The organism is Bacillus sp. UNC69MF, from assembly GCF_000746035.1.
Classification (GTDB): Bacteria; Bacillota; Bacilli; order Bacillales; family Bacillaceae; genus Bacillus; species Bacillus velezensis.
Genome location: NZ_JQKM01000003.1, coordinates 401,993 through 424,223, shown reverse-complemented (window position 1 = coordinate 424,223; position 22,231 = coordinate 401,993). Strand labels below are relative to the sequence as shown.

The 22,231-nt window shown below is 47.4% G+C and carries 24 protein-coding genes and 1 pseudogene; 7 read left to right on the top strand and 18 right to left on the bottom strand.

Going from position 1 to position 22,231, the window contains the following annotated elements; translation table 11 throughout:
- Nucleotides 1–128: 128 nt before the first annotated feature.
- Nucleotides 129–422: pseudogene (locus tag BR62_RS19990) on the top strand (hypothetical protein); the annotation flags it as partial.
- 10 nt (nucleotides 423–432) lie between these two features.
- Here the strand turns inward: BR62_RS19990 and ggt are convergent.
- On the bottom strand, nucleotides 433–2,010 hold the full coding sequence (ggt, locus tag BR62_RS0102145) for a gamma-glutamyltransferase (RefSeq protein WP_032869509.1): 1,578 nt from the start codon (nucleotides 2,008–2,010) through the stop codon (nucleotides 433–435).
- Nucleotides 2,011–2,217: 207 nt separating this feature from the next.
- On the opposite strand from ggt, the gene BR62_RS0102140 reads away from it, so the two are divergent.
- Genes BR62_RS0102140 through chrA form a run of 3 tightly spaced genes read left to right on the top strand, consistent with a single transcriptional unit; the run spans nucleotide 2,218 to nucleotide 3,831 of the window.
- Complete coding sequence (locus BR62_RS0102140; RefSeq protein ID WP_032869507.1) at nucleotides 2,218–2,694, top strand: chromate efflux transcriptional regulator ChrS; 477 nt, start codon at nucleotides 2,218–2,220, stop codon at nucleotides 2,692–2,694.
- A gap of 13 nt (nucleotides 2,695–2,707) precedes the next feature.
- Nucleotides 2,708–3,298 carry a chromate efflux transporter subunit ChrB gene (gene chrB, locus BR62_RS0102135; RefSeq protein WP_032869505.1) on the top strand — a complete coding sequence of 197 codons (591 nt, stop codon included), beginning with the start codon at nucleotides 2,708–2,710 and terminating at the stop codon, nucleotides 3,296–3,298.
- Nucleotides 3,295–3,831, top strand: a complete 537-nt coding sequence (gene chrA, locus BR62_RS0102130) for a chromate resistance efflux protein ChrA (RefSeq protein ID WP_015240730.1) — start codon at nucleotides 3,295–3,297, stop codon at nucleotides 3,829–3,831. Before chrB ends, chrA begins: the two co-directional genes overlap by 4 nt.
- Nucleotides 3,832–3,857: 26 nt before the next feature.
- On the opposite strand, the gene BR62_RS0102125 is transcribed toward chrA, so the two are convergent.
- Nucleotides 3,858–4,076 (bottom strand): hypothetical protein, encoded by a 219-nt coding sequence (locus tag BR62_RS0102125; RefSeq protein ID WP_032869503.1) that lies wholly within the window; start codon nucleotides 4,074–4,076, stop codon nucleotides 3,858–3,860.
- Nucleotides 4,073–4,618: a flavodoxin family protein gene (locus BR62_RS0102120; RefSeq protein ID WP_032869501.1), complete on the bottom strand. Its 546-nt coding sequence runs from the start codon at nucleotides 4,616–4,618 to the stop codon at nucleotides 4,073–4,075. Before BR62_RS0102120 ends, BR62_RS0102125 begins: the two co-directional genes overlap by 4 nt.
- Before the next feature lie 122 nt (nucleotides 4,619–4,740).
- Between BR62_RS0102120 and BR62_RS0102115 the strand changes: the two genes are divergently transcribed.
- Entirely contained in the window at nucleotides 4,741–5,622 is an 882-nt protein-coding gene (locus BR62_RS0102115) for a LysR family transcriptional regulator (protein WP_032869499.1), read from the top strand.
- Nucleotides 5,623–5,710: 88 nt separating this feature from the next.
- Here BR62_RS0102115 and BR62_RS0102110 read toward each other — a convergent pair whose 3' ends face one another.
- The 11 genes from BR62_RS0102110 to BR62_RS19445 form a co-directional block, all read right to left on the bottom strand.
- Nucleotides 5,711–6,424 (bottom strand): endonuclease V, encoded by a 714-nt coding sequence (locus tag BR62_RS0102110; protein WP_032869497.1) that lies wholly within the window; start codon nucleotides 6,422–6,424, stop codon nucleotides 5,711–5,713.
- 131 nt (nucleotides 6,425–6,555) lie between these two features.
- On the bottom strand, nucleotides 6,556–6,909 hold the full coding sequence (locus tag BR62_RS0102105; protein WP_017418767.1) for a hypothetical protein: 354 nt from the start codon (nucleotides 6,907–6,909) through the stop codon (nucleotides 6,556–6,558).
- 12 nt (nucleotides 6,910–6,921) lie between these two features.
- On the bottom strand, nucleotides 6,922–8,790 hold the full coding sequence (locus tag BR62_RS0102100; protein WP_032869495.1) for a ribonuclease YeeF family protein: 1,869 nt from the start codon (nucleotides 8,788–8,790) through the stop codon (nucleotides 6,922–6,924).
- Between the two features lie 19 nt (nucleotides 8,791–8,809).
- Nucleotides 8,810–9,070 carry a YwqI/YxiC family protein gene (locus tag BR62_RS0102095; RefSeq protein ID WP_007407543.1) on the bottom strand — a complete coding sequence of 87 codons (261 nt, stop codon included), beginning with the start codon at nucleotides 9,068–9,070 and terminating at the stop codon, nucleotides 8,810–8,812.
- Nucleotides 9,070–9,504 carry a coiled-coil domain-containing protein gene (locus tag BR62_RS0102090; RefSeq protein WP_007407544.1) on the bottom strand — a complete coding sequence of 145 codons (435 nt, stop codon included), beginning with the start codon at nucleotides 9,502–9,504 and terminating at the stop codon, nucleotides 9,070–9,072. Before BR62_RS0102090 ends, BR62_RS0102095 begins: the two co-directional genes overlap by 1 nt.
- 280 nt (nucleotides 9,505–9,784) lie before the next feature.
- A complete protein-coding gene (locus BR62_RS0102085; RefSeq protein WP_032869493.1) occupies nucleotides 9,785–10,573 on the bottom strand; it encodes a YwqG family protein in 789 nt (262 codons plus the stop codon).
- Between the two features lie 63 nt (nucleotides 10,574–10,636).
- On the bottom strand, nucleotides 10,637–11,962 hold the full coding sequence (locus BR62_RS0102080) for a UDP-glucose dehydrogenase family protein (RefSeq protein ID WP_032869491.1): 1,326 nt from the start codon (nucleotides 11,960–11,962) through the stop codon (nucleotides 10,637–10,639).
- 199 nt (nucleotides 11,963–12,161) lie between these two features.
- A complete protein-coding gene (locus tag BR62_RS0102075) occupies nucleotides 12,162–12,926 on the bottom strand; it encodes a tyrosine-protein phosphatase (RefSeq protein WP_032869489.1) in 765 nt (254 codons plus the stop codon).
- A gap of 45 nt (nucleotides 12,927–12,971) precedes the next feature.
- The gene (locus BR62_RS0102070) at nucleotides 12,972–13,661 is read right to left on the bottom strand and encodes a CpsD/CapB family tyrosine-protein kinase (RefSeq protein ID WP_007407551.1); all 690 of its coding nucleotides are present in this window, start codon (nucleotides 13,659–13,661) and stop codon (nucleotides 12,972–12,974) included.
- Nucleotides 13,648–14,394, bottom strand: coding sequence for a protein-tyrosine kinase activator TkmA (locus BR62_RS0102065; RefSeq protein ID WP_015418390.1), 747 nt, complete (start codon nucleotides 14,392–14,394; stop codon nucleotides 13,648–13,650). The genes BR62_RS0102070 and BR62_RS0102065 overlap by 14 nt, the downstream gene beginning before the upstream one ends.
- Before the next feature lie 215 nt (nucleotides 14,395–14,609).
- On the bottom strand, nucleotides 14,610–14,753 hold the full coding sequence (locus BR62_RS19445; protein ID WP_003151259.1) for a YwzD family small protein: 144 nt from the start codon (nucleotides 14,751–14,753) through the stop codon (nucleotides 14,610–14,612).
- Between the two features lie 203 nt (nucleotides 14,754–14,956).
- Here BR62_RS19445 and BR62_RS0102060 point away from each other — a divergent pair, with 203 nt between their 5' ends.
- Together BR62_RS0102060 and BR62_RS0102055 are read left to right on the top strand one after the other, a co-directional pair.
- Nucleotides 14,957–16,567 (top strand): SWIM zinc finger family protein, encoded by a 1,611-nt coding sequence (locus BR62_RS0102060; protein ID WP_020956456.1) that lies wholly within the window; start codon nucleotides 14,957–14,959, stop codon nucleotides 16,565–16,567.
- On the top strand, nucleotides 16,554–19,328 hold the full coding sequence (locus BR62_RS0102055; protein ID WP_032869487.1) for a DEAD/DEAH box helicase: 2,775 nt from the start codon (nucleotides 16,554–16,556) through the stop codon (nucleotides 19,326–19,328). The genes BR62_RS0102060 and BR62_RS0102055 overlap by 14 nt, the downstream gene beginning before the upstream one ends.
- Before the next feature lie 112 nt (nucleotides 19,329–19,440).
- Here the strand turns inward: BR62_RS0102055 and BR62_RS0102050 are convergent, their stop codons facing one another.
- The 4 genes from BR62_RS0102050 to BR62_RS0102035 form a co-directional block, all read right to left on the bottom strand.
- Nucleotides 19,441–20,298, bottom strand: coding sequence for a Cof-type HAD-IIB family hydrolase (locus tag BR62_RS0102050; protein WP_032867429.1), 858 nt, complete (start codon nucleotides 20,296–20,298; stop codon nucleotides 19,441–19,443).
- Complete coding sequence (locus BR62_RS0102045; RefSeq protein WP_015418394.1) at nucleotides 20,295–21,077, bottom strand: DeoR/GlpR family DNA-binding transcription regulator; 783 nt, start codon at nucleotides 21,075–21,077, stop codon at nucleotides 20,295–20,297. Before BR62_RS0102045 ends, BR62_RS0102050 begins: the two co-directional genes overlap by 4 nt.
- A 208-nt stretch (nucleotides 21,078–21,285) precedes the next feature.
- Nucleotides 21,286–21,627 (bottom strand): single-stranded DNA-binding protein, encoded by a 342-nt coding sequence (locus tag BR62_RS0102040; protein ID WP_007407557.1) that lies wholly within the window; start codon nucleotides 21,625–21,627, stop codon nucleotides 21,286–21,288.
- Between the two features lie 97 nt (nucleotides 21,628–21,724).
- Nucleotides 21,725–22,078, bottom strand: a complete 354-nt coding sequence (locus BR62_RS0102035; protein ID WP_003151247.1) for a hypothetical protein — start codon at nucleotides 22,076–22,078, stop codon at nucleotides 21,725–21,727.
- Between the last annotated feature and the right edge of the window lie 153 nt (nucleotides 22,079–22,231).

Genomic DNA, 22,231 nt, shown 5'->3' with positions numbered 1-22,231 from the left:
GACCCCTTTCGTAAGGGGTCTTTTTTGAGTCTTTTACCATGTAACTCAGCCTAATGTCTTATAGAATGCCGAAACTTACAAGGCCCTCACCCGTATGAAACGAGTGACACATTTTTAGGAGGCAGACGATGGATTTCATTCAGTTACTGGTTTTTTCAGCCGTATTTATTTTGCTCAGCCTTATGTTTCAAGTATTTGCCGTCAAAGTTCTCAATATCGATTAATCGAATTCACACTGCTTATTACGGGCATCGCAGCGGTGACTTTTTTCAATGAAATGTACGTATTTGCGGGAGTTGTTTCTATTTTGCTGCAGCGGCATAATGGAATGGCGGCACCGGCGGGAGGAAAAGCAATATGTGTACGATTCGTTTTACGCGGGTCTTTCTGCCGCGCTTGGCGTGCTTATTTTTTTCATCAGTCAGCGTAGCTCTATACTCCTGCGGCCGCTCCGTCGCCGCGCGGGTCGGCCCCGCCTTTGAGAAAGCCTACTTCATCAATGACGATCGCTGCCGCATGGCCCATAAGCCCGTCAAAATCACCAACGGTCTCGACGCGGTGGCCGCTCTGCCTTAGAGCTTCTCTCGTCTCAGGGCTGATTCTGCTTTCAACCCTCAGCCCTTCATACTCCTCTCCCCATGTCCGTCCCCAGACCCAGCGCGGCTCATTGATCGCCTGCTGGGGGTCCATTTTGTAATCAATGATGCGCGTAATCATCGCTGTCTGAGTTTGCGGCTGGCCTTCTCCTCCCTGGGTTCCGTACAGGATGTGAGGCTTTCCTTCTTTACAGGCCATCGCCGGCATGAGGGTGTGGAACGTCCGCTTGCAGGGTTCAAGTGTATTGACATGGGATTCGTCCAGCGAAAAAAATGACCCGCGGTTTTGCAGCAGAATGCCCGTCTCCCCGGCTGTAACGGCAGATCCGAACTCGAAATAGAGGCTCTGAATAAAGGAAACGGCATTTCCTTCCGCATCGGCGACGGCGGCATAAGCTGTGTCGCTTCCGACCGGCCGGCTTACCGCCGGCGCAGCCACGTTACCGATTTCTTCCGCAAGCTGCTTTGCATACCGTTTATCAAGCAGCCGATCCAGCGGAATATGAGAAAATGCCGGATCAGTCAGCACTTCATTCCGGTGCTGAAAACTCTTCTTCAGCGCCTCGATCAGCAGATGATAATAGTCAAAGGAACCGTGTTCGATCTGAGAAAAATCATAGTTTTCCAATATATTGAGCGTCATTAAGCCTGTAAAGCCCTGTGAATTCGGCGGAGCCTGATAGATTTTGCACCCGCGGTAATCGGAGGATACCGGGTTCGTCCACTCGCCGCGGTGGGCTTTAAAGTCATCAAGTGTCAGACGGCTGCCGTTGTTTTGCAGAAAGGATATGATGCGTTGAGCGAGATCTCCTTCATAAAAAGCGCTTCTGCCTTTCTCGGCAAGCTGCTCCAAGCTGGCCGCCAGATCCTTCTGGACAAACCGTTCACCGGGCATGGGCGCTTTTTTGTTTCTCGTAAAAATGGCCGAGGTGTAAGGCGTCGAGGCTAAAAGAGCGAGATTGCGTTCTGTGTGGACGCACTGGTCGGCGGACACCGGAAATCCGTTTGCCGCATAATCAAGAGCTGGCTTCAGCACCTCAGCGAGAGAAAGACGCCCGTACGCCGAAAGCACGGCATCCCAGCTGTCCGCCATGCCCGGAACGGTAATGGCGCTTTCTGTCCCGCGCAGAGGGATCGCTTCTCTGCCCCGATACAAGTCTCTCGTCACATGCTTCCCTGAACGTCCGCTCCCGTTATAAGCTTTGATTCGTCCCGTTTCTTTATGGTAAGTGAGCCAAAATGAATCCCCGCCAAGGCCCGTCATATGCGGATACACGACTGCCAGACAGGCGCTGACCGCCACTGCCGCGTCAAACGCGTTTCCGCCCTTTTCCAGAATGCCGGCCCCCGCCTGAGAAGCGAGATAATGCGGACTGACGACCATTTGTTTCGTTCCGATGGTTGAAGTATTCATGGCAAGCCCCTTTACAAATTTTCTCAAGTATAAAAAGCGGCTTCGCGGCCATCCACATTCCTGAAAGAAAATCTCACACACTATTTACTTTTCGATAAGAAATAATTCTAAGTCATTACGTATCGAAAACAATAAAAAATTTATCCCTTCATACCGTAATGTTTCATGATACAATAATGTCTACCAAATGAAGGAAGGTGAAGCGGGTTGGAACATGAATACAGCATTCCGAATCTTGTCCTTGATGAAACGGATAAACAGATTCTTTCGATTTTGCACGAGGAAGGGAGGATTTCCTATACAGACATAGGAAAGCGGGTTAACCTGTCGCGAGTGGCGGTTCAGCACCGCATTCAGCATTTACTGGATGCCGGTGTGATTGAAAAATTCACCGCTGTCATCAACCCGGCGAAAATCGGCCGCCATGTGTCCGTGTTTTTTAATGTGGAGGTGGAGCCGCAGTATTTGGAGGAAACCGCATTAAAGCTTGAAAAGGAGCCGGCCGTGACAAGCCTTTATCATATGACCGGACCGAGCAAGCTGCATATGCACGGCATTTTCGCAAATGATCAGGAGATGGAAGAGTTTTTGACAAAACGGCTCTATACGCAAAAAGGCGTCGTCAGCGTCGACTGCCAAATGCTGATTAAACGGTATAAAAGCAGAACGGGCATGAAGCTGTAAGGAGGACATAGCCATGAAACATCCCTATTGGGACATTACGGCGGCGATGGTCCGAACGGGCATTCTCGGATTCGGGGGCGGCCCGTCGGTGATCCCGCTCATCCGCCATGAAGCCGTCGATAAATACAAATGGATAGATGATGATGAATTCGGAGAAATATTAGCGATCGCTAATGCGCTTCCCGGACCGATTGCCACAAAAATGGCCGCGTATCTGGGCTTTAAGCTGAAAGGCACGTTAGGCGCAATCGTGGCAACCCTTGCACATATTCTGCCTACATGCCTTGCTATGGCGGGCTTGTTTGCGGCTGTCAATGTCTTAAGCCACTCAGCAATTGTTGCCGGCATGATTGGCGCCGTAACACCGGTAATCGCCGTCATGCTCGGCATTATGGCGTACGAGTTTGGCCAAAAAGCGCTTAAAGGTTTCGGCTGGGTCACCGGCATTCTGTTTTTTATCATCGCTTTTATCGGCCTGCAAACGTTACAGATCAATCCCGGCTTTGTCATTATTATTTTCTTAGCATACGGCGCGTTTCATTTTAAATTGAAAGACAAAATCACAAATAAACGTTCAAAAGATAAAGGAATGTCGGCCTCATGATCATGATTTATGTATTTATGGCGTTTTTTGTCGCAAACGCACTCGGATATGGAGGCGGACCGGCGTCAATCCCGCTGATGTTTGAAGAAGTCGTCAACAGATACAGCTGGCTCTCAAACGATCAATTCTCAAATATGCTCGCGCTTGCGAACGCATTGCCAGGCCCGATCGCCACCAAAATCGCGGCGTATGTCGGCTACAGCGCAGGCGGGTGGCCCGGGTTCCTGATTGCGCTGATCGCCACCGTCGTACCGTCGGCGCTCGCATTGATCGTCCTCTTGCGCATCATTCAGCGCTTCCGCCAATCTCCCGTCATCAAAGGTATGACGCTGTCCGTCCAGCCTGTCATCGCCGTCATGATGCTCATTCTTACCTGGCAAATCGGCGCAGACGGCATCAAAGCGATCGGCTGGGTTCAAGCGATAGTGATTGCGGGGATTTCCCTTCTTGCCTTGACAAAATTCAAGATGCATCCGGCCTTCCTGATTATCGCGGCGTTTTTGTATGGAGGGCTTGTGGTTCCTCATTTATAAAGAAAAGCACCTGGACAGGTGCTTTTTTATTTTGGCCCGGAAATATCATTTGATATGACAACTGTTTCTTCGCCTGCATCACTCTTGATGATTTGCTTAACTTGCAGCGTTGCGCCTGCCATTCTCACAAATTGCTGAACCTGAGGCGAATTGGTTTCAGCCTGTATCCAAACAGAAGTCGGCGCTTTCCAAGCTAAAAAGAGTGCAAGAATCAACATACCAGAGATAACCAGCAGCAGCTTCATAGAGCATCACTTCTTTTCAATAAGCTGCTCGCCGCGCTCAGCGCCTGATGATCGTGAAGAATATCACCGGGACGATTGCCTTCTCCCAGCACATAGCCTTTAAAGGACATCCCCATAAAATGAAAAATATGTTCAAATTGCTGAATCAGCGGCAGCCCTTTTAGTTTAGGATTGTCTCCTCCCACTGCTGTTACATATGCCTGCTTCGCTGACATTTGCTGTTTAAAATCAGGAAACCTCGGATCTCTCAGCGTCTGTGACCAGCGATCAATAAACAGCTTTAATGTCCCTGACATGCCAAACCAATAAATTGGGGTGGCGAATACAAGAATATCGCACGGCAATATCCGCTCAATAATAGAATCGCAGTCATCTTGAACAGGACGAAAGCCGCCTTGAGCGTGACGCAGATCTTCAATTGGCTGAAGCTGATATTTCCGCAAATGAATGTGCTCCGCATCGAATCCTTGAACAGCCTTCTCCGCAAGAATATCTGTATTTCCGCCAGACCTCGTTCCGCCATGAATAACCGCAATTTTCATGATGCATCTGCTCCTTTGTTTACGAATGATTTTCTTCATCATATAATGGATTCATCAATCAATACAGATGATTATTTCGATTATTTCAATCGATAAAACCGATTTAGAAAGGGCGAGAACAAATGGAATTGAAGCAGCTGATCACCTTTATTACCGCAGCAGAACATGTAAACTTCACCCTAACCGCCAAGATGCTTAACTATGCACAATCAAGCGTTACCTCTCAGATCAAATCACTTGAAGAAGAAATCGGGACTCCTTTATTTGAACGGCTCGGCAAGCGGCTCATCCTGACAGAAGCCGGTAAAACGTTCAAATCCTATGCGGAGAAGATCATTGCGTTAACAGAAGAAGCAAAAATGGCCGCAAATCAAGTAAGAGAAACAACCGGAACCTTGAAAATCGGCGCGACGGAAAGCCAGTGCACATACCGCCTTCCGCCTATCATAAAAGAATTCAAACAGGCTTTTCCTCAAGTAAAGCTCATATTCAAACCGTATGTTTCCAACGAACAAGCGAAAGAACAGCTCTTACAGGGCCAGCTTGATATCACTTTCATTTTGGATGTGAATCGGACGGAAGACGCACTGCACGTTGAATCTTTGATTCAGGATGAAATCAAAATAGTAGCCGCCAATGACCATCCTTTTCCAGCAGACTCACCAGCAACATTGAAGGATCTTCAAAATGAAACCCTTCTGCTGACAGAGGACGGCTGTTCATACCGCTCGCTCTTTGAGAACACTTTACATGACGCCGGAGTCTACCCTAACAAATTAGAATTCGTCAGCATAGAAGCCATCAAACAATGCGTGATGGCCGGACTTGGCATTGGACTATTGCCTGAAATGACAGTAAAAGACGATATTGCCGAAGGACGGATGAAAGAACTCAATTGGCAGAATGAATGCCCTGTTTTTACTCAACTAGCATGGCATAAGGACAAGTGGATGTCTGCGCCATTAAAGGCTTTTATCGATTTGACGCGAAAAACATTCAAATAAAAACCTATCTGCAAGGACGACAAAGTTTTTAACAAAGCAGACACCAGGCATACAAAAAAAAACACTTGGTGGCTTAGAGCCCCAAGTGTTACACGTGATTTTTCCGATAAAACGTTCGCAAAACATGCGTTTCAAGGTCAGCCAGACGGACAGGGATCGGCAGCCTGCTTTCTCGATTGATCATTTTCATTGTGATCTGATAGCTGCTTTCTAAATCAATGTTATGTCCGCAAGACAAGAAGATAGGCTTCACGTCCCGCCGTGTTCGCAGCGCCCGGCCATATACCTCGCCGTCAATGAGAATATCGGTGCAGGCGCCGACTTCATTTTCAGGCATCTCGAAATCGCAGCCTTTGATTTTGAGATAGGTTTTCGCAATCCCAATTGTAGGCTTACCCAGAAAAAAAGCCGCATGGGTGGCAACGCCCATATGATTGTAATGCAGATACCCATTGCCATCAAACAAAAATACATCCGGCTCTGCCTCCAGCTTTTTGGCCGCTTCAATGATCAGCGGCAGCTCGCGAAACGCAAGAAAACCGGAAACATACGGCACGCTGATTTTCCCCATGCTGTGCACTTTTTCAATCACTTCTTTTGTATCAGCGTCAATCACGATGATACTGCATACGCCATACGGTTCCCCGTCCTGCTCCCAATAAGCGAGGTCGACGCCTGCGCATGTGTTGACGGAGTCTGGATGGATGACGGGGGATAGGTTGATTTTATGTATTAGGGATTGTTGTGTTTGAACAAATTCTTCTTTGCTTAGTTTGAAAAGATGTATTTGTTTAACATGCATCTAAAAATCAACCCTACCTCTTGTTAACTAGTGTCTTTTTTTGTATTTATTTTCACTTTAAAAATTCTAGTTTGAAAACTTGCAACTTCAGGCCCTGCAAGCTTTTTTTAATAGTTTAAATGAATGTTTAACTACATTTCATTATTCGTAACTTTGTTTAATAAAGATTCTATATTTTCAACTATTTCAATATGGCTATTTGACTGAAATTCATACACAGGTTGATCCCAATCCTCATTTTGTATCAAAACTAGTTGATAAAATCCATTAGCATCCGCATCTGGATACCACCCTAAATCAAGTAAATAATTTTTACGAGAGTATGTTAATTGCAATAAATCTTGTGAAAAAAATAACCACTTTTCATCGTCTGGATCTAGATTTTTCGGATCAATTTCTCTAAAACTGTTTTGATTTATGGTCCACCCTTTTGGAATCCTTAAGGATTGTAAACTTACTTCTGGCATTTTTTTTATCTTTCTCATAAAAGCCTCCTATTACTTATCAATACCAAGTTGTTTTAAATACTTATCCAATCGACTGCCAGCAATCGGATGACCATGATATTCACCACCAGAAAACTCCGCTCTAATCCAGCTTGTTGGTGTACCTAGATCATAACCGACTGTTTTTCCTGCATCATAAATAAAATAATAGTTGTTATTTCCATTATCAATAATATGACCTTTTAGAAGCGCCTCTTTCTCTAAAGCTTTGTTATTCACATTTGGTAAGTACTGAGCAGCTTTTTTACCTGTCATACTAAAACGTTTTGCTTCTTCAAGTGTTTTAGCCTTAACATGTTTATGTCCATGCGGAGTAAACGAAGCATTATTAAGCATCGTTCTAAATTCTTTACGACCATAATATCCATCATGCGCTACTTTATCGTGATTTTTAGAAATGTTAGGACTATGAGATTTTCCCTTACGGACGCCATCACTAACCATCTTCACAATCCCAAGATCTTTCACAGCAGTCGTTTTCACATCAGCATGAATGATTGGGAAAGTTGCGCCATCCGGTGTGACAGTCTTGTGGACACGAATTTTCACATTCGTTGGGACTTTGAATTCTTTTACTTGGTCTAGAATCTTTTTCCCTTTTTCAACTTTTGATGCTTGTGGCGATTTTGCAAGCGGTATGCCTTTGTTTACATGCTTCGCCAATGCACCGGCTCCAACCAAACTCAGCGCAGCTTCCAGTGCCCCTTGCTTCCGCTTCTCCTCGGACACTTTGTTTCCGAACATATCTCTGCCTGTGACGGCTTCTGTGAATCCGTTTGAGGCGACAAGGCCGTATGCGCCCATTTCTGTCATTTTGAGAATGTCTAAGGATTTTCCGGTTTTATAGGCATCTAAAGCATGTTCTGCGGCAATGACGGTTTTTCCGGTTTTGTAAATGGCTTTTCCGCCTTTGAAAGCGCGGCCCGCCCAGCCGACGACCGGTATGAATCCGGCGGCGGCCATCGCTCCTGCTGTGACGCGTTCTGCGGTGGAGAGCTTTTCTCCGGTCACCGGATCAACACCTTCGGCTGCTCTTTTATAATCATAATAGCCGGTGACTTCGCCGGTAAAGTTGCAGATGCCGTCCCATGTTTTTTCGTACCATGGTTTATTGGCTTCTTCTTCAGCCTTTTCCTGAAGCCGTCTTGCTTCGGCCTGCTGGGCTTTTGCGTCAATATAGTCCGTTCCCTGTTTTTCTGTCGCCGTGACGCTTTTGTAGATTTCATTGCTGTGGAAGGCTTTTTTGTCATAGTACATAGGGGATGCGCTTTTCCCGTTGCTGGTGGCCTGCATGAGAACAGAATATTTGCTGAGCACGGCGTTGTCCAGAGATTCTAAGTTTTGATATTCAGCAGTCAGGGATTCATCAAGCGTATCGACTGCCGTGATCGTGTCACGTCTGGTTTTCTGGGCATCGCCCATTTTATCAGCGTAATCATCCAGCGTATATGTGTCGAGATGAATAATATCGCTGATGCCTGACAAAATTGAATCGATTTCTGCTTTATGAGCGGAGACAATCTCTGAAGCTTTCAAATCCGCGTTGGGCAGCTCATGCTCCAAAAATGAAGTCTCCACATATGTATCGCTGAGTTCTTGATCTTTAATGTCACCTGAAATGCCATTTAAAAACGCAATTTGAGCAGAGACAAGCGTCAGCCAGCTGTCGGCGATTTCCGCTTGTCCCTGAAAAAAATCTTTTATATTGTCTGCGCCTTTCCCTTTCAAAGCATCACCCAGATCGGCCACGCCTTGAAAGGCTTGTTTGAGCGCACGCAGCTGCTCTTCAAGGGCTTCGTATTGTTTCTTTCTCTTATCTGCTTCGTCCGTTAACGATTGTGATTCAAACACTTTGCTCATCGGCAAGTCCTTTCTTTCGTTATTTTACGGCGATCGCCTCGTCCTGTTCTTTCAAAGAATCTACGTTGTCTTTAACGTCCGCGATATTCTTATGAACGGCCTGCTTGTATTCGCTGATCATCGATACAAGCTTTGCCTCGCGGGATTGGTACTTGGAGGTATAGTCGAGCTTGTTTTTTCCGTTTGAACCGGCGTTCCCGATCGAAACAGCCTCCAAAGCGCTGCTGACGGATTCAAGCTGCTTCATGACGGTTCCGTATTTGAGTTTTATTTCTGCCATTAAAACCAACTCCAGCTTCTTTTGATTGATTGTATTTTTTCTCCGACCGTGTCAAGGGCTTCTTCTCCCAGCGTCAGCAGGTGCTCTGCCTCTCTCGCGATGCTTCTGGCGGCAAGGAGCCCTCCTTTTTCAATTTCAAGCTGTGTCATCTTTAAGCCGATTCGGTAAATATAACCGTCGTATTTGTCTGTGACGATTCTGTATGCTTCTGTATGGGCCTGATCGCGCCGGTCATCAAATTCTTCAGCAAAAGTGCCGGTCCAATGATGGTCCAGGTGCGGCCTGAGGATGTCCCTGATTTCAGATACGCCCTCTTCCTGCAGAGATTCTATCTCTCTTTTCGCTTCTTTTAATTTATCAATTTGGTGTTCAACCTCGCCCAGTTTATGGCTGATCGTGCTGTTAATATGGCTTAATGTGCTTGAATGGCTCATCTGTTTTCACCTCGTCTTACGCAAAAAGTCGTACAAAAAGCACAGACTTTCCCATACTATATTTCCATATATTATATTTTAAAATAGACAGAAAGCAGCTTAAATAGGTTAAATGGCTTATTTTCAACAGCCGAGATGCTCATCATTAACGCCAAAAGACTCACATAAACGGCATATCCATTCATCGATCTCCTCTATGTATCCATGATAAATTTCCTAAAAAAAAGGAGACAGTGATTAACCGTCTCCTTTGCCTTGTATCATGATCATCATACTGTCGTTAACTGCAGTCCCAGTTGTACAAAACGTTTGAGAAATCTTTTTTCTTCAAATCTTCCGGTCTGATAAAGAAATTGGCGATTCCCACATCTCCCCACATCGAATCAATGTCATCATCTGAATCAATTTGCAAAAGCAGAATCGTATGGTTTTGATGAGAATAAGACCGCGGATCTTCCTGGGTGAAGGACGCATAGCCGCCGATTTTATGGCCGAATGCGTTCGCCGTATATTCGTCATACACCTCATCGTCAAACTGCTCGAAATAGTCAAAGGCATCCATCCCGGCATACTGCCTGAATTGAAAATCAGACGGGAGCACCCATTCAGCAGACAGCTCAGGGGTGATCAGCGCTTCTGATTGAATCGGAAAATCGTACTCCTCTTCAACATGAACGAAAGAAAAATCATCCATGAGCTCCGCTTCTTCTGCTGTCACATGTTCAAAATATTTGACGCAGAAACCCGTTTGCGCGCACCCGTCGTCAAAATTCAGACCGTATACGTCATCACTGACCGATATGTAAAACTGAAGAATGCCGATGTCCGGAAAATCAGGAAGTCCGGGCATATTCGCAAAATTGATTTGAGCGAGAAGCTTCATCGGCCTGCCGCTTTCATCTTTAGGATATGGTTCATGTTTCGGAAAATAGGGGTCTCCTGCAATTTTACTGTCATACCGTCCCGTTTCATCTTTTTTGACGTGCAGTTTGATAAAAGGCCGTGCTGACGTTTCCAGCAGACCGCGGGATGATTCCATTTGCTTCGGCAATTTCCATGTGTTTTCCACGATAAATATCTCCTTCGTCTCTAAAGATTGTATGATAAAAGGCCGGCGCGGTCCGCCGGCCTTTCAAGTGACAGAATCAGTCTGAGGCACGACGGCTCTTCTTCCGATTGAGATATATTCCACGCCCGCCTGTTCCGCTTCCTCAAGCGAGTGGCAGTTTCTCCCGTCGAAAATAACCGGGGTTTCCATCAGCTCTTTGTACGCTTCAAGCGGGAAGTGTTTAATTTGTTCCCAATCTGTCAGAATCAGGACGGCATCCGCTCCCCTGACGGCTTCTTCTATGGACTCCCGATAGGAAACCGCAGCCGGAAGCAGTCCGGAAGCCCGGAATGAAGCGATCGGATCGTACGCTGTCATCCGGGCGTCAAGGGCCGCCAGACGATCCGCAATGACAATGGACGGCGCATCCCGCATATCATCTGTATTCGGCTTAAAAGACAGCCCTAATAACGCGATGGTCTTCCCCGTCACACCGCCGAGCCTGTTCAGCACTTTATCAACCAGCATGGACTGCTGGTTATTGTTGACTTTAATGACGGACTTCAGCAATTCAAAATCATGCTCCACATGTCCCCCGATCTGCACGAGGGCGTTTGTATCCTTCGGAAAACAGGAACCGCCGTAACCGATGCCGGCTCTTAAGAATTGATTGCCGATCCGTTTATCCAATCCCATTCCGTGTGCGACTGATTCCACATCCGCACCGACTTTTTCACATATATGAGAAATTTCATTAATAAAACTGATTTTCGCCGCTAAAAATGCGTTTGACGCATATTTGATCATCTCAGCGCTTCTGATGTCCGTATGATATACCGGAATCGCAAGCGGCGCGAAAACCCGGTCAAGCGTTTCCCGCGTCTGCCGGTCTTCAGCCCCGATCACGATGCGGTCGCCGTGAAAGGTATCGTGAATTGCCGAACCTTCACGGAGAAATTCCGGGTTCGAGGCGATTGAAATGTTCACGTCCGCTTTCAGCCGTGAATGAATAACTTCGCTGATCCTGTCATTCGTTCCCACGGGAACCGTGCTTTTTGTCACGACGATCGCATCTTTACAAATATGTTCGGCAATCCGTTCGGCGACATTTTCAATATAAGTAAGGTTTGCGTGCCCGTCTTCTTTTTGCGGTGTTCCGACCGCTATAAAAATAACGTCCGCTTCCGCAAGCCCTTTTTCGTAGCTCGTTTCAAATGCCAGCCGATGCCGGCCGATATTTCGTTTCATCATATCTTCAAGTCCCGGTTCAAAGATAGGGGACAAGCCCTTTCTCATCTGCTCAACCTTACGTTCGTCAATATCTATGCATGTTACGTCATGGCCGATTTCTGAAAGAGACACTCCTGTCACAAGACCGACGTAGCCTGTTCCGATCACTGTTATTTTCATCGTGTTCCCCCAACCGTTTAGAAATTGCTGCTGGGCAGCTTACCGTTATTATCATATGATTCCGGCGCCGGCTGAATGCCGGAAGCCTGAGGTCATGATAGGAAAAAACGGCGCCGGCCGCTGATAATAGCATAAGCATAAAAGAATCATCTTGCAAAACAGCCGCTTACGCTTCATTTAAACGGGATGGAGACGACGATTAAAAAAGACCCCAGCGCTTACGGCGGGCCACAGGCAGCGGAGGTTCCTTATAAACGGCTTTGTTTTCAGCGAGAAGCGCCGCATTTTCCGCGAGCATGTAAATCAGCTCAGCCCCTGCTTCTTTTTTCAGAACGCCGAGCGCCTCCTGATAATAAAAATTTCTCGGTCCGAGATTATGGGCGTCAGATGCGAGAAAGTGGATCAAATTCGCTTCAATCAGCTGCAGCGAAAAGGATTTCGCTTTCCGCCCGAATGCTCCGGCAATGCAGCCGGCCGTCACTTGGGCGGCCGCCCCTTTCTTCACAAGACTGTATAGGACGGAAGGGTTTTCGCGAATTTCTCTGTTCCGCTCCGGATGGGCGATGACGGGGACATATCCGTTCAGCTGCAGTTCATAAAACAGCCTTTCAGCGTAGGCCGGGACATGATCCGCCGGAAATTCCGCCAGCACATACTTTGTATTATGGAGCGGGACAAGCGTGCCGCTTTGAAGACCTGCCAGCAGATCTCCGTCTATTCTGATTTCCTGTCCGGGCAGAACAGTCAGCGGAATGCCTTCCTTGTTCAAACGTTTGTTTAACAGGCTGACCGCTTCGTTGACCGTATGCCGGTCCGTGTTATAGCGGTATTTCACATGATGCGGCGTCGCGATGATCGTATCAATCCCCTGTTTGACCGCTTCTCTCGCCATCTTCAGGCTTTCTGTATCATCCGCCGCGCCGTCGTCTATGGAAGGAAGGATGTGACAATGGATATCTATCATATTTCAATCCCTCCTTAAAAAGAATGGACCGCGCCCATTATGACATTATTGTCCGTAATAGGCGTAGTCCGAGTGTTTCGTTTGTTTCTTCCCGTTCATCACGGCCCCAAGGAGCTTGCACGGGCAGTAATCGAGCGCTTCTTTTGCCTTGGCCGCTTGTTCCTTGTCCGTTTTCCCGCTTGAGATCACCATAATGGCCCCGTCAGTGTAGCTGCCTAATATTTTCGTATCGGCTACGGCCAAAACGGGAGGCGTATCCAAAATCACCTTATCATAAACTTCGGCGGCTTCTGACAGAAGATCTTTCATGGCACCCGTCGATAAAAGCTCCGCCGGATTGGGCGGGATCGGCCCGCTCGTTAAAATATCCAGGTTTGCTTCATCAGCCGGCAGGACGGCTTTCTGAAACGGCATCTGTTTTAACAGCAGCGACGTTAATCCGGTTCCGTTATCCAATTTGAAGGTGAAATGAACCGTCGGTTTGCGCAGATCCGCATCAATTAAAAGCACTTTTTTCCCCTGCTGTGCAAATACGACGGCAAGGTTGGCCGCGGTTGTCGATTTTCCTTCTTCCGGACCGGCGGATGTGATCAAAAGGGACTTCACCTCCGTATCAACGGAAGAAAATTCAATGTTTGTGCGGATCGTGCGATATTGTTCTGAGTTGATGGATTTCGGCTCAGACATCGCAATCACGCTTCGTTTTCCGGGTTTGTCTTTTTTACGCGTCAACATGTCCGCCCCCCGCTTGTTTGGTTTCCGCCATCCTCAAGTTTTTGGCAACGCTGTCTTTAGTACTGATTGAAGTAACCGTTCCCAGGATCGGGATGCCGAGCAGCGATTCCAGCTGTTCTTCCGATTTGATCGTATTATCCAGATGTTCCAGCAAAAAGGCGAGACCGATTCCGCCCAAAAGTCCGGCGGCAAACGCAATCGCGATGTTCAGCTTACGGTTAGGCTCTGCCGGTGACTGGCTGTCCGCCGCTTCGGCCTTTGAAAGGATGCTGACATTATCCACGTTCATGATGGCGGTGATCTTGTCCTGAAAAACGGCTGCAACCGCATTTGCCATAACGGCCGCCCGCTTAGCATCCGTATCCCGCACGGCGATCGTCACGACTTGTGAATCCTGCTCGCTGGACACCGTGATTTTCGATTCCAGTTCTTTCGAAGTCATGGACAGATGCAGCTGTTTAATCACCTCATCGAGGATGACCGGACTTTTGATGATGACATTATACGTGTTGATTAATTGGAGGTTGGTTTGAACATCATTGAATTGGACTTCTTTTTGATTGTTTTTGGATTGGCTGACCAAAATTTGAGTTGAGTTTTCATAGACCGGCGTAAGAGCGAAGAAACTGATGAGTCCGCCTGCGGCAGTTGCCGCCGCGGTAATAATAAGTATAAACAGCAGACGCTTTCTCAGTATTGCGAATATTTCCTTTATGCTTGTAGATTCTCCCATATAACCTCCATATCACTTTCCGCGTATTCCCATTCCCTCCAATGATCTTTTCCAATTACGATTATACAGTTTTAAACTGTCATTTCTAACCTTTTCAAATGACAAAATTCGACAAAAATAGACAATCACTTCAATCTGTTTTAATTTTGTAAGCGCTTTAAATACTGGTGTCACAGGAAGATAAAAAAATCCCGCGGCCAAGAGCCTGCGGGATTTTATGTTGCATATCCATTTTTAATATAAGAAATCAAATTCTCAAGCATTTCTTTTGTGGTCATCTCAGAGGACTGCTCACCAATGTCGTGCGCATGCATTAAAATCTTCAGAAACTCCTCTTGATCTAACTTCGTTTTCTTCATCATTCGTTTCCTTTCGGCTTCCATTAAATTGAAAACAAGATTATTATATGCTGTCGGGTGCTGTTTTGCAATCTCTAATACATCATTCGACACATTCGGGTTTTTATGTCCTTTTTTAGGAAAAACTTTTTCCGGGCCATGTGTTGCGATATAATAGAGGAATTGGAATCTTTTTATTTTGTGACTCGTTAGGAGCGATAATCATGCTTCAGGATATGATTGCTAAAGAAGATGTGCTCGCAGCGGCTGAACAGCTTAAAGAACTTCTTCCTTACAATGAAGACAATGTTCAGCTGATGAAGAAAGCACTCATTTTATATCGGCAGGATTCCGTCTATCGTATACAGGTTCAAACCCCGACAGAGATTTCCGCATATGTGCAGGATGTTGTGCCTGTAAGGGTCACGCTGAACTTATTTTTCATGGTGAAAAGCGGCTGCGCATGCCCGTCTGAGGCGATCTGCCGCCACGTGCTGGCCGTTTTTCTTTACGTATATGCCCAATTCGAGCGGGTCGGTACCTTTACCGAACATTGGCTGGAAAGAGAAAAGCTTGAGGAAAGCAGGGAGCTTGTCCGCCGGCAGTTTCAGGAAAAAGTGCTGCCGAATGAAGAGTCGCTGTCAAGCTGGCTCGCTTTTTTTGATTCGGAATTCTCGCTGTGGGAGGCGCGGACGCCGGCCGGAAGCCAGACGATGCAGGGCCTTTATTACGGCTATCTGTCAGCGCTCAAAAAACACGCTCCGAAAAAACCCGAGCTTAAAAGCTTATATCAGATTCATTCGGCGCTTGCCGTCTGGCTTCACATGTTCACTTTGATTGAGTCAGGCAGATTGGATGCCGAAAAAGATTATTACAGCATCAATCCATACGTGGAACAGCTGATGGATACGATTTATTCCTCCATTGACAGACTGAAAACGTACGCTTTGTCTTTTTCACTCGATCCCTTTTTAGACCGGACGCCCCCGGTGCTCCGCAGACTGCTTGTGAAAGAAGAGCTTTTTCAATACGAACGCCTCCGGGTATTCGGTGAAATGTGGAGCGCGCTTTTGAACCGGCCGAAATGGGTTGCGCGTGAACAGGAGATTCTCGAACAGGAAAGCGGGCGCCGTTTTTCGCCGGAAGTGCGGTTCGGACGGCTTCATCTGGCCTTTTTGCAAAAAGATGATGAAGCGGTCTTCCAAGATATGTCCCGCTTCCCTCCTGAAGCGCTGCCGTATACCTTTCAATGGCTCGGTGAACTCACCGCGAAAAAAGACTGGAAACGGCTGAAAGCATGGTATGGCCGGATCGAACCGCTTGCCGTCAACTATACGAAGCTTGATAAGCCGTTTAAAGAAATGCGCGACATTATCGGAGAGCTGTTTGCGCTATTGGCGGATTATGCGCGGCACTCACGGGATGATCAGCTGTTTGAACGGTTTGCTTCCGGCTGCCTTCCCTATACCTTTACCGAATACAGCCAGTACCTGTACGAAAAACGACGGTACGCGGAATGGGTGGAGATTCACAGCCTCGTCGGCTTTTCCGTCTGGGAAATTGAAAAGGACATCCTGAAGGAAATTGCCGCCAGTGATCCGGAAGCGCTCATCCCCTCCTATCACCGGGCGGCGGCCTTTTTTATCGACCAAAAAAACCGCAGCGCCTATAAAGAGGCTGCGCGCCATCTGAAAAAACTGCGGACGCTTTATAAAAAGGCAAAAAAACAGCAGGTATGGGAGCGGTATATCAGCCGGCTGAGCGCAAGCTACAAGAGACTGCGCGCCCTTCAAGAAGAATTGCAGAAAGGAAAGTTGATTGATGGCGAGTCTTAAGGAAATTTTCATTCATGTAGAACAAATGGAAGATTGGACATTTACGCTGTCAAGCCATGATGAGAAGGAGCAGCCGCTTACTCTCAGTCAGATGAAGACTCATTTGTTCCAATGGCATGAGTCCACCTTTTACGGAACGTTTCTTGAAGACGTCAGCTTCATCGGCACTCCGGCCGTTCTGCTCAGCCCGTGGATGACCGTCGAGCTGCTCGGAAAAAACTCGTTCAATTCATTCAGCACCGTGCAGCTGACAAAGGAAACGGAACCGTTAATCGAAGCGGCTTCGACGATATACGAATTTATTGCCGACGGCGATTTTCTTCCAGATTATGAGGCTTGGCAAAATGGCGTCCTGCGCTTCAAAGACCGCGAGCTTTTGCTGGAAGGCTTTACGGCAGACTGGTTCTCAGCCGCGGTCCAGGACTACATTCAGTACAATGATGACCTGCTGGAAAAATGGCGGCAGATCGAAACCCGCTCACCGGCCGTTCATACGTTTAAAGGCTCCTTTTTGGATGAAGATGATTTTCTGGAGGGAATCGGCTGGCATGACGATCTGACGCCGTTTACCGTCGGGCTCCGATTAAACGAGCCTGATTTCGACGGTGACGACTGGAAAATCGAAATGTTTTTACGTGAGAAAAAAACCGGCTCCATCACCTTTTTTGACGGACTGAAGGGACTGAAAAAAGCGTGGCAGGCATACAGCGGAAAAATCGCGCGCGAACAGGACCGCTTCCGCAGAACGGTTCCCTGGCTTTCGTTTGATTCAGGAACGACGCTGATTTCTGAAGAAGAGGCTTGGATCTTCTTATCTGAAGCGAGTGAGACGCTTGTCGATATGGGTGTGGAGATTCTTCTCCCATCATGGTGGCAGATTGTCCGGGACAGCAATATGATGCTCAAGGCGAAAGTGTCATCCTCGCCGCGGGGCGAGTCCTTCGTCGGCATGAACGCCCTGCTTGATTTCAACTGGAGATTCGCCACAAACGGTATTGAGCTGACAGAGGATGAATTCAATGAGCTCGTCGCAAACAACAGACGTCTCGTCAACATCCGCGGCCAATGGGTGAAAATTGATCCGCAATTTATTAAACAGATGAAAAAACTGATGGAAAAAGCGGAATCTGAGGGCCTCCACATGTCCGACGTGCTGGCGCGCGAACTGATGGATCACGGGGAAAACGGAGCCGAGGACACGGACATCATTGACTCATCGGCATTTGCCGGGATCAAGATCGAATTATCAAAACAGCTCAGAAGCCTGATCCGCAAACTGACGGAAGCCCGGGATCTGCCGGAACATGAAGTCAGCGCCGCGTTTCAGGGCCAGCTCCGCCCTTATCAGATGTATGGCATGAACTGGCTTCTGTTTTTACGAGAAAACGGCTTCGGCGCCTGTCTCGCAGATGACATGGGACTTGGAAAGACGATTCAGATGATCGCTTATTTTCTCCATGTGAAGGAAAGCGGCCGGCAAAAAGCGCCTGCCTTAATCATTGCGCCGACATCTGTGCTCGGCAACTGGCAGCGTGAGCTCCAGACCTTCGCGCCGCAGCTGAAGGCCATGCTTCATTACGGCCCCCGCCGGCCGAAGGGGGAAGCATTTGTCCCGGCCTATCAGGACGCGGATGTCGTTCTTACTTCTTACGGCCTGTCGCACGCCGATCAGGAAGAGCTTTCTTCCGTGACATGGAGCACCATCTGCCTTGATGAAGCGCAAAATATTAAAAACGCGCATACGAAGCAGTCCCGCGCGATCAGAAAGCTGAAAGGCGTCCATCATATCGCGCTGAGCGGAACACCGATGGAAAACCGCCTGACAGAGCTTTGGTCGATCTTTGATTTTATGAACAAAGGCTATCTCGGCAGTCTGACCGGCTTTCATAAACGCTATGTGCTGCCGATTGAAAAAGACCGTGACGAAAAAAGAATCAACCAGCTTCAGCAGTTAATCCGGCCGTTTTTACTGCGCCGGACAAAACGGGATGAAGAAGTGGCGCTTAATCTTCCTGACAAGCTGGAACAAAAAGAGTTTATCCCGCTCTCAGCCGAACAGGCATCCCTTTATGAACAGCTTGTCAAAGATACATTTGAACATATGGCTTCTCTGACCGGGATGCAGCGGAAAGCGCTGATTCTGAGCATGCTCGGCCGCTTGAAGCAAATTTGCGACCATCCTGCGCTCTATTTGAAGGAAGAACAGACAGAGCTGTTAAACGGGAGATCCGTCAAACTGGAAAAGCTGCTTGATTTAATGGCGGTGATCCGCGGACAAGGGGAAAGCTGCCTCATTTTCACCCAATACATTCAGATGGGCAACATGATGAAGCGCCTCCTGGAAAAAACATTCGGAGAACCGGTTCAGTTTTTAAACGGAAGCCTGTCCAAGCAGGAACGCGATTCTCTCGTCGAACGGTTCCAGAAGAAAGAATACCCGACGCTGATTTTGTCACTGAAAGCGGGCGGAACCGGCCTGAACCTGACGGCTGCCAATCATGTCATTCACTATGACAGATGGTGGAATCCGGCGGTGGAAAACCAGGCGACCGACCGCGCCTACCGAATCGGCCAGGAACGGTTCGTCCACGTTCACAAACTCATTACGACGGGAACGATTGAAGAAAAAATTGATGCCATGCTCGAAACGAAACAAACGCTGAACGATCAGATTATCCAAAGTGAAAATTGGATTACCGAGCTGTCATCCGCTGAGCTTGAAGAATTATTCACCCTCAGCGCATCGGCGCAATCACATTAAACGCAAAAAGACCGGCTCTCTCAGAAGAGCCGGTCTTTTATGTCGTCCTTACTGTTACGCCGCATTTGCCATGAATGCGTCACGCCAGTCATGAACAGTATCGCCATACCTTTCACAGTAAATTCCTGATCATATGCGCAACGCCGTTTTGATCATTTGTCAATGTAACGGCATCAGCGATCTCTTTAATATCTTCTCTCGCATTCCCCATCGCTATGCCTTTTCCGGCCGCCTGAAGCATTGAATAGTCATTTAAGCTGTCACCGACCGCGGCGGTTTCAGCCATCGGAATGCCGAGCTTTTGCGCCAGCCGTTTGAGCGCCTGCCCTTTAGAGGCGTTTCGAGACGCCAGTTCAAAGTTGTGATCGGCAGAGCTGACAAGGGTGAGATCTTTCTGACCGCTGAATCGGTCCCAGCCCGCTTTCAGCTTCCGCTCATCAAACGAAAATCCGAGAATATTATAAAAATCCAGATGCTCTTCTTTCTCAAAGAGCTCACGGTATGAATGAATGTAAGCAAAGCCGGACTGGCTGTACTGCACTGAAGCCGCCTGTTCCAAAACGGAAAGATCGGTTTCCGGATTGGCGCTTTTCACCCGGTCCATTTCGATATCGAGCAGCTGCCTGCCGGTTTCAGGCGTATAGATGGCTTTGTTTGTAAACACCTCATAGTAATATTGATTCTCTTCAAGCCAGGACAAAATGCCGCGGGCTCTTGTTTCTTCAATCGCATCACAGTGGTACAGGCTGCCGTCAGGAGCATAAATGGCGGCTCCGTTTGCGCTGATGACCCACGTTTTTATGCCGAGCGGTTCGAATATGGAGTGCACGTCAAAATGCGCGCGTCCCGTGGAAACCACGATTTCAATTCCCGCTTGCCGGGCTTCCCTTAAAGCCCGCTCATTTTCATCGCTTACTTGATGACTGCTGTTCAGCAGTGTGCCGTCCAGATCTATGGCAATCAGTTTCACATGTCCTCATCCTCTTCTTCAGATTCAGTTACAAGCAATTCTACGCCGTGCCGGTCGAGCAGATCGCAAAAATCCTGATCAGGCAGCTGATCGGTAATCAGCAGGTCAACCTCGTGCAGGTCTGCATACTGATAAAAACTCGTACGGCCAAGCTTGGAGTGATCGCTCAGCGCAATCACCTGTTCAGCCTGTCGGATCATTTTACGCTTTACCATGCCGTCTTCTTCATGCGGAATCGTCAGGCCGTTTTCCGAGATGCCGACAACGCCGATCAGCACCTTATCGGCGTGATAATCCCCCAGTTTTTCTACAACGGAAGCCCCGTATAAAAACCGATGTTCCTTCTGGAGCTTTCCGCCGAGCAGGTGAATATCAATTCCCTCTTTTGCGGAAAGGATATCGGCCTGATTGATCGAATTTGTAATAACAGTGCAGCCGGTGACATTTAAATGCTCCGCGCAGGCCTGCACGGTTGTCGAAGTGTCCAGGATGATCCGGTCTCCTTTATGGATCAGGGATGCGGCCAGCTTGCCGATTTTGTTTTTCTCTTCAGAAACAGTTTTCAGCCGGCCCGAATAGCCAGGAACTTCCTGATTCACCGACGGCAGAATCGCGCCGCCCCGTGTTCTGATAATGGCCCCGCGCTCTTTCAGCTTTACAAGGTCCCTTCTTGCGGTATCTCTTGAAATATGAAGCAGCGAACATATCTGTTCAGCGGTGATTCGCCGATGCTGTTTCAAATATTCCATTATCGCAATCAGTCTTTCTTCTTGATACACGTCCTCATTCCCTTTTTCGTCACTTATCTGTAAGTAATTATAAGTTTTTATCCCAATATATTCAATGTTTTTAAGCATTCATAAGCGAAATCACTTCTTTTTAACCATTTTTTAGCTCCCTCACAAAAAAACCAGTCTTTCGACTGGCGAGTGGGAAGGAGGTATTGCGGGGCCCGCTGAAAGGCGGGAAATCGAGGAAAAAAGAATGCTATTCAGCCAGCGGCTCTTTCCGTTTTTGATCCATAAACCGAACGGTATCAGCCATGACCTCGGTCACATAAACTTTTACGCCGTCTGTCTTTTCATAGCTTCTCGTCTGGATTCTGCCGCTTACACCGACCATTGACCCTTTTTGGCAGTACAATGCCGTATTTTCAGCGTTTTTTCTCCAGATGGTGCAGTTGACGAAGTCGGTTCCGGTTTCACCCGACGCGCTTTTAAAATTGCGGTTTACCGCCAACGTAATATGCGCGACGGGAATGCCCGCTGCTGTAAAACGGAGCTCCGGGTCTTTCGTCAGCCGGCCGACAAGCATAACGTGGTTAAACAAGCCGTATCCTCCTCTCTTTTTCGAGGCTGGCTTCATTGTAGTACAAGGGCTCGTGAAAGCAAAAAGCGGATAAAGCCGTTATTCGTTCAGGCTGCTCTTATGTTTTCGTTTTTCTTTCTGATAAAAAAAACTTTTGTTTTTGACCGCTTATGTAATATGTATTTTTGAGCAGCCGCGAGAAAAGTTTCGTTTTGAGCCAGTCTTTCTCAAACATGCGGACAAACTTTCCGCCGTCCCATGCGAACCAGTAAAAACTCAGCTTTTTATCAGTCAGTGAAAGCTGAATTTTATACTGTTCCATGCGGTCTTTTGTTTCATATAAAAAGACGACATTTCCCCTTCTGTTAAGATGCACCTCACAATCTTCCTTTTTGCATACCAAGTAGGAATGATCGTCTTTTCGCCTTGAACCGTCTTCTATATAAATTTCCTTCAGGCGCAATTGATTCATAAGCATCTCTCCATGACCGTATTCTTTTACATTATAATGAAAAAATAGAAATGATTAAATGTTGACCGCCTACAAAAATGATGAAGCATGTCTTACAGCATTTTCCCGGGAAAAATGATATGTGTTATAATAAATGAACGAAAAACATGGACA

Coding starts and splice junctions, on each gene's coding strand:
- BR62_RS0102095 (WP_007407543.1), bottom strand. CDS start 9,070: ATGGCAGAAATAAAACTCAAATACGGAACCGTCATGAAGCAGCTTGAA.
- BR62_RS0102060 (WP_020956456.1), top strand. CDS start 14,957: ATGCTTCAGGATATGATTGCTAAAGAAGATGTGCTCGCAGCGGCTGAA.
- ggt (WP_032869509.1), bottom strand. CDS start 2,010: ATGAATACTTCAACCATCGGAACGAAACAAATGGTCGTCAGTCCGCAT.
- BR62_RS0102100 (WP_032869495.1), bottom strand. CDS start 8,790: ATGAGCAAAGTGTTTGAATCACAATCGTTAACGGACGAAGCAGATAAG.
- BR62_RS0102070 (WP_007407551.1), bottom strand. CDS start 13,661: ATGTTGACGCGTAAAAAAGACAAACCCGGAAAACGAAGCGTGATTGCG.
- BR62_RS0102075 (WP_032869489.1), bottom strand. CDS start 12,926: ATGATAGATATCCATTGTCACATCCTTCCTTCCATAGACGACGGCGCG.
- BR62_RS0102110 (WP_032869497.1), bottom strand. CDS start 6,424: ATGCATGTTAAACAAATACATCTTTTCAAACTAAGCAAAGAAGAATTT.
- BR62_RS0102125 (WP_032869503.1), bottom strand. CDS start 4,076: ATGAAGCTGCTGCTGGTTATCTCTGGTATGTTGATTCTTGCACTCTTT.
- BR62_RS0102035 (WP_003151247.1), bottom strand. CDS start 22,078: ATGAATCAATTGCGCCTGAAGGAAATTTATATAGAAGACGGTTCAAGG.
- BR62_RS0102080 (WP_032869491.1), bottom strand. CDS start 11,962: ATGAAAATAACAGTGATCGGAACAGGCTACGTCGGTCTTGTGACAGGA.
- chrA (WP_015240730.1), top strand. CDS start 3,295: ATGATCATGATTTATGTATTTATGGCGTTTTTTGTCGCAAACGCACTC.
- BR62_RS0102105 (WP_017418767.1), bottom strand. CDS start 6,909: ATGAGAAAGATAAAAAAAATGCCAGAAGTAAGTTTACAATCCTTAAGG.
- BR62_RS0102065 (WP_015418390.1), bottom strand. CDS start 14,394: ATGGGAGAATCTACAAGCATAAAGGAAATATTCGCAATACTGAGAAAG.
- BR62_RS0102115 (WP_032869499.1), top strand. CDS start 4,741: ATGGAATTGAAGCAGCTGATCACCTTTATTACCGCAGCAGAACATGTA.
- BR62_RS0102120 (WP_032869501.1), bottom strand. CDS start 4,618: ATGAAAATTGCGGTTATTCATGGCGGAACGAGGTCTGGCGGAAATACA.
- chrB (WP_032869505.1), top strand. CDS start 2,708: ATGAAACATCCCTATTGGGACATTACGGCGGCGATGGTCCGAACGGGC.
- BR62_RS0102055 (WP_032869487.1), top strand. CDS start 16,554: ATGGCGAGTCTTAAGGAAATTTTCATTCATGTAGAACAAATGGAAGAT.
- BR62_RS19445 (WP_003151259.1), bottom strand. CDS start 14,753: ATGAAGAAAACGAAGTTAGATCAAGAGGAGTTTCTGAAGATTTTAATG.
- BR62_RS0102090 (WP_007407544.1), bottom strand. CDS start 9,504: ATGAGCCATTCAAGCACATTAAGCCATATTAACAGCACGATCAGCCAT.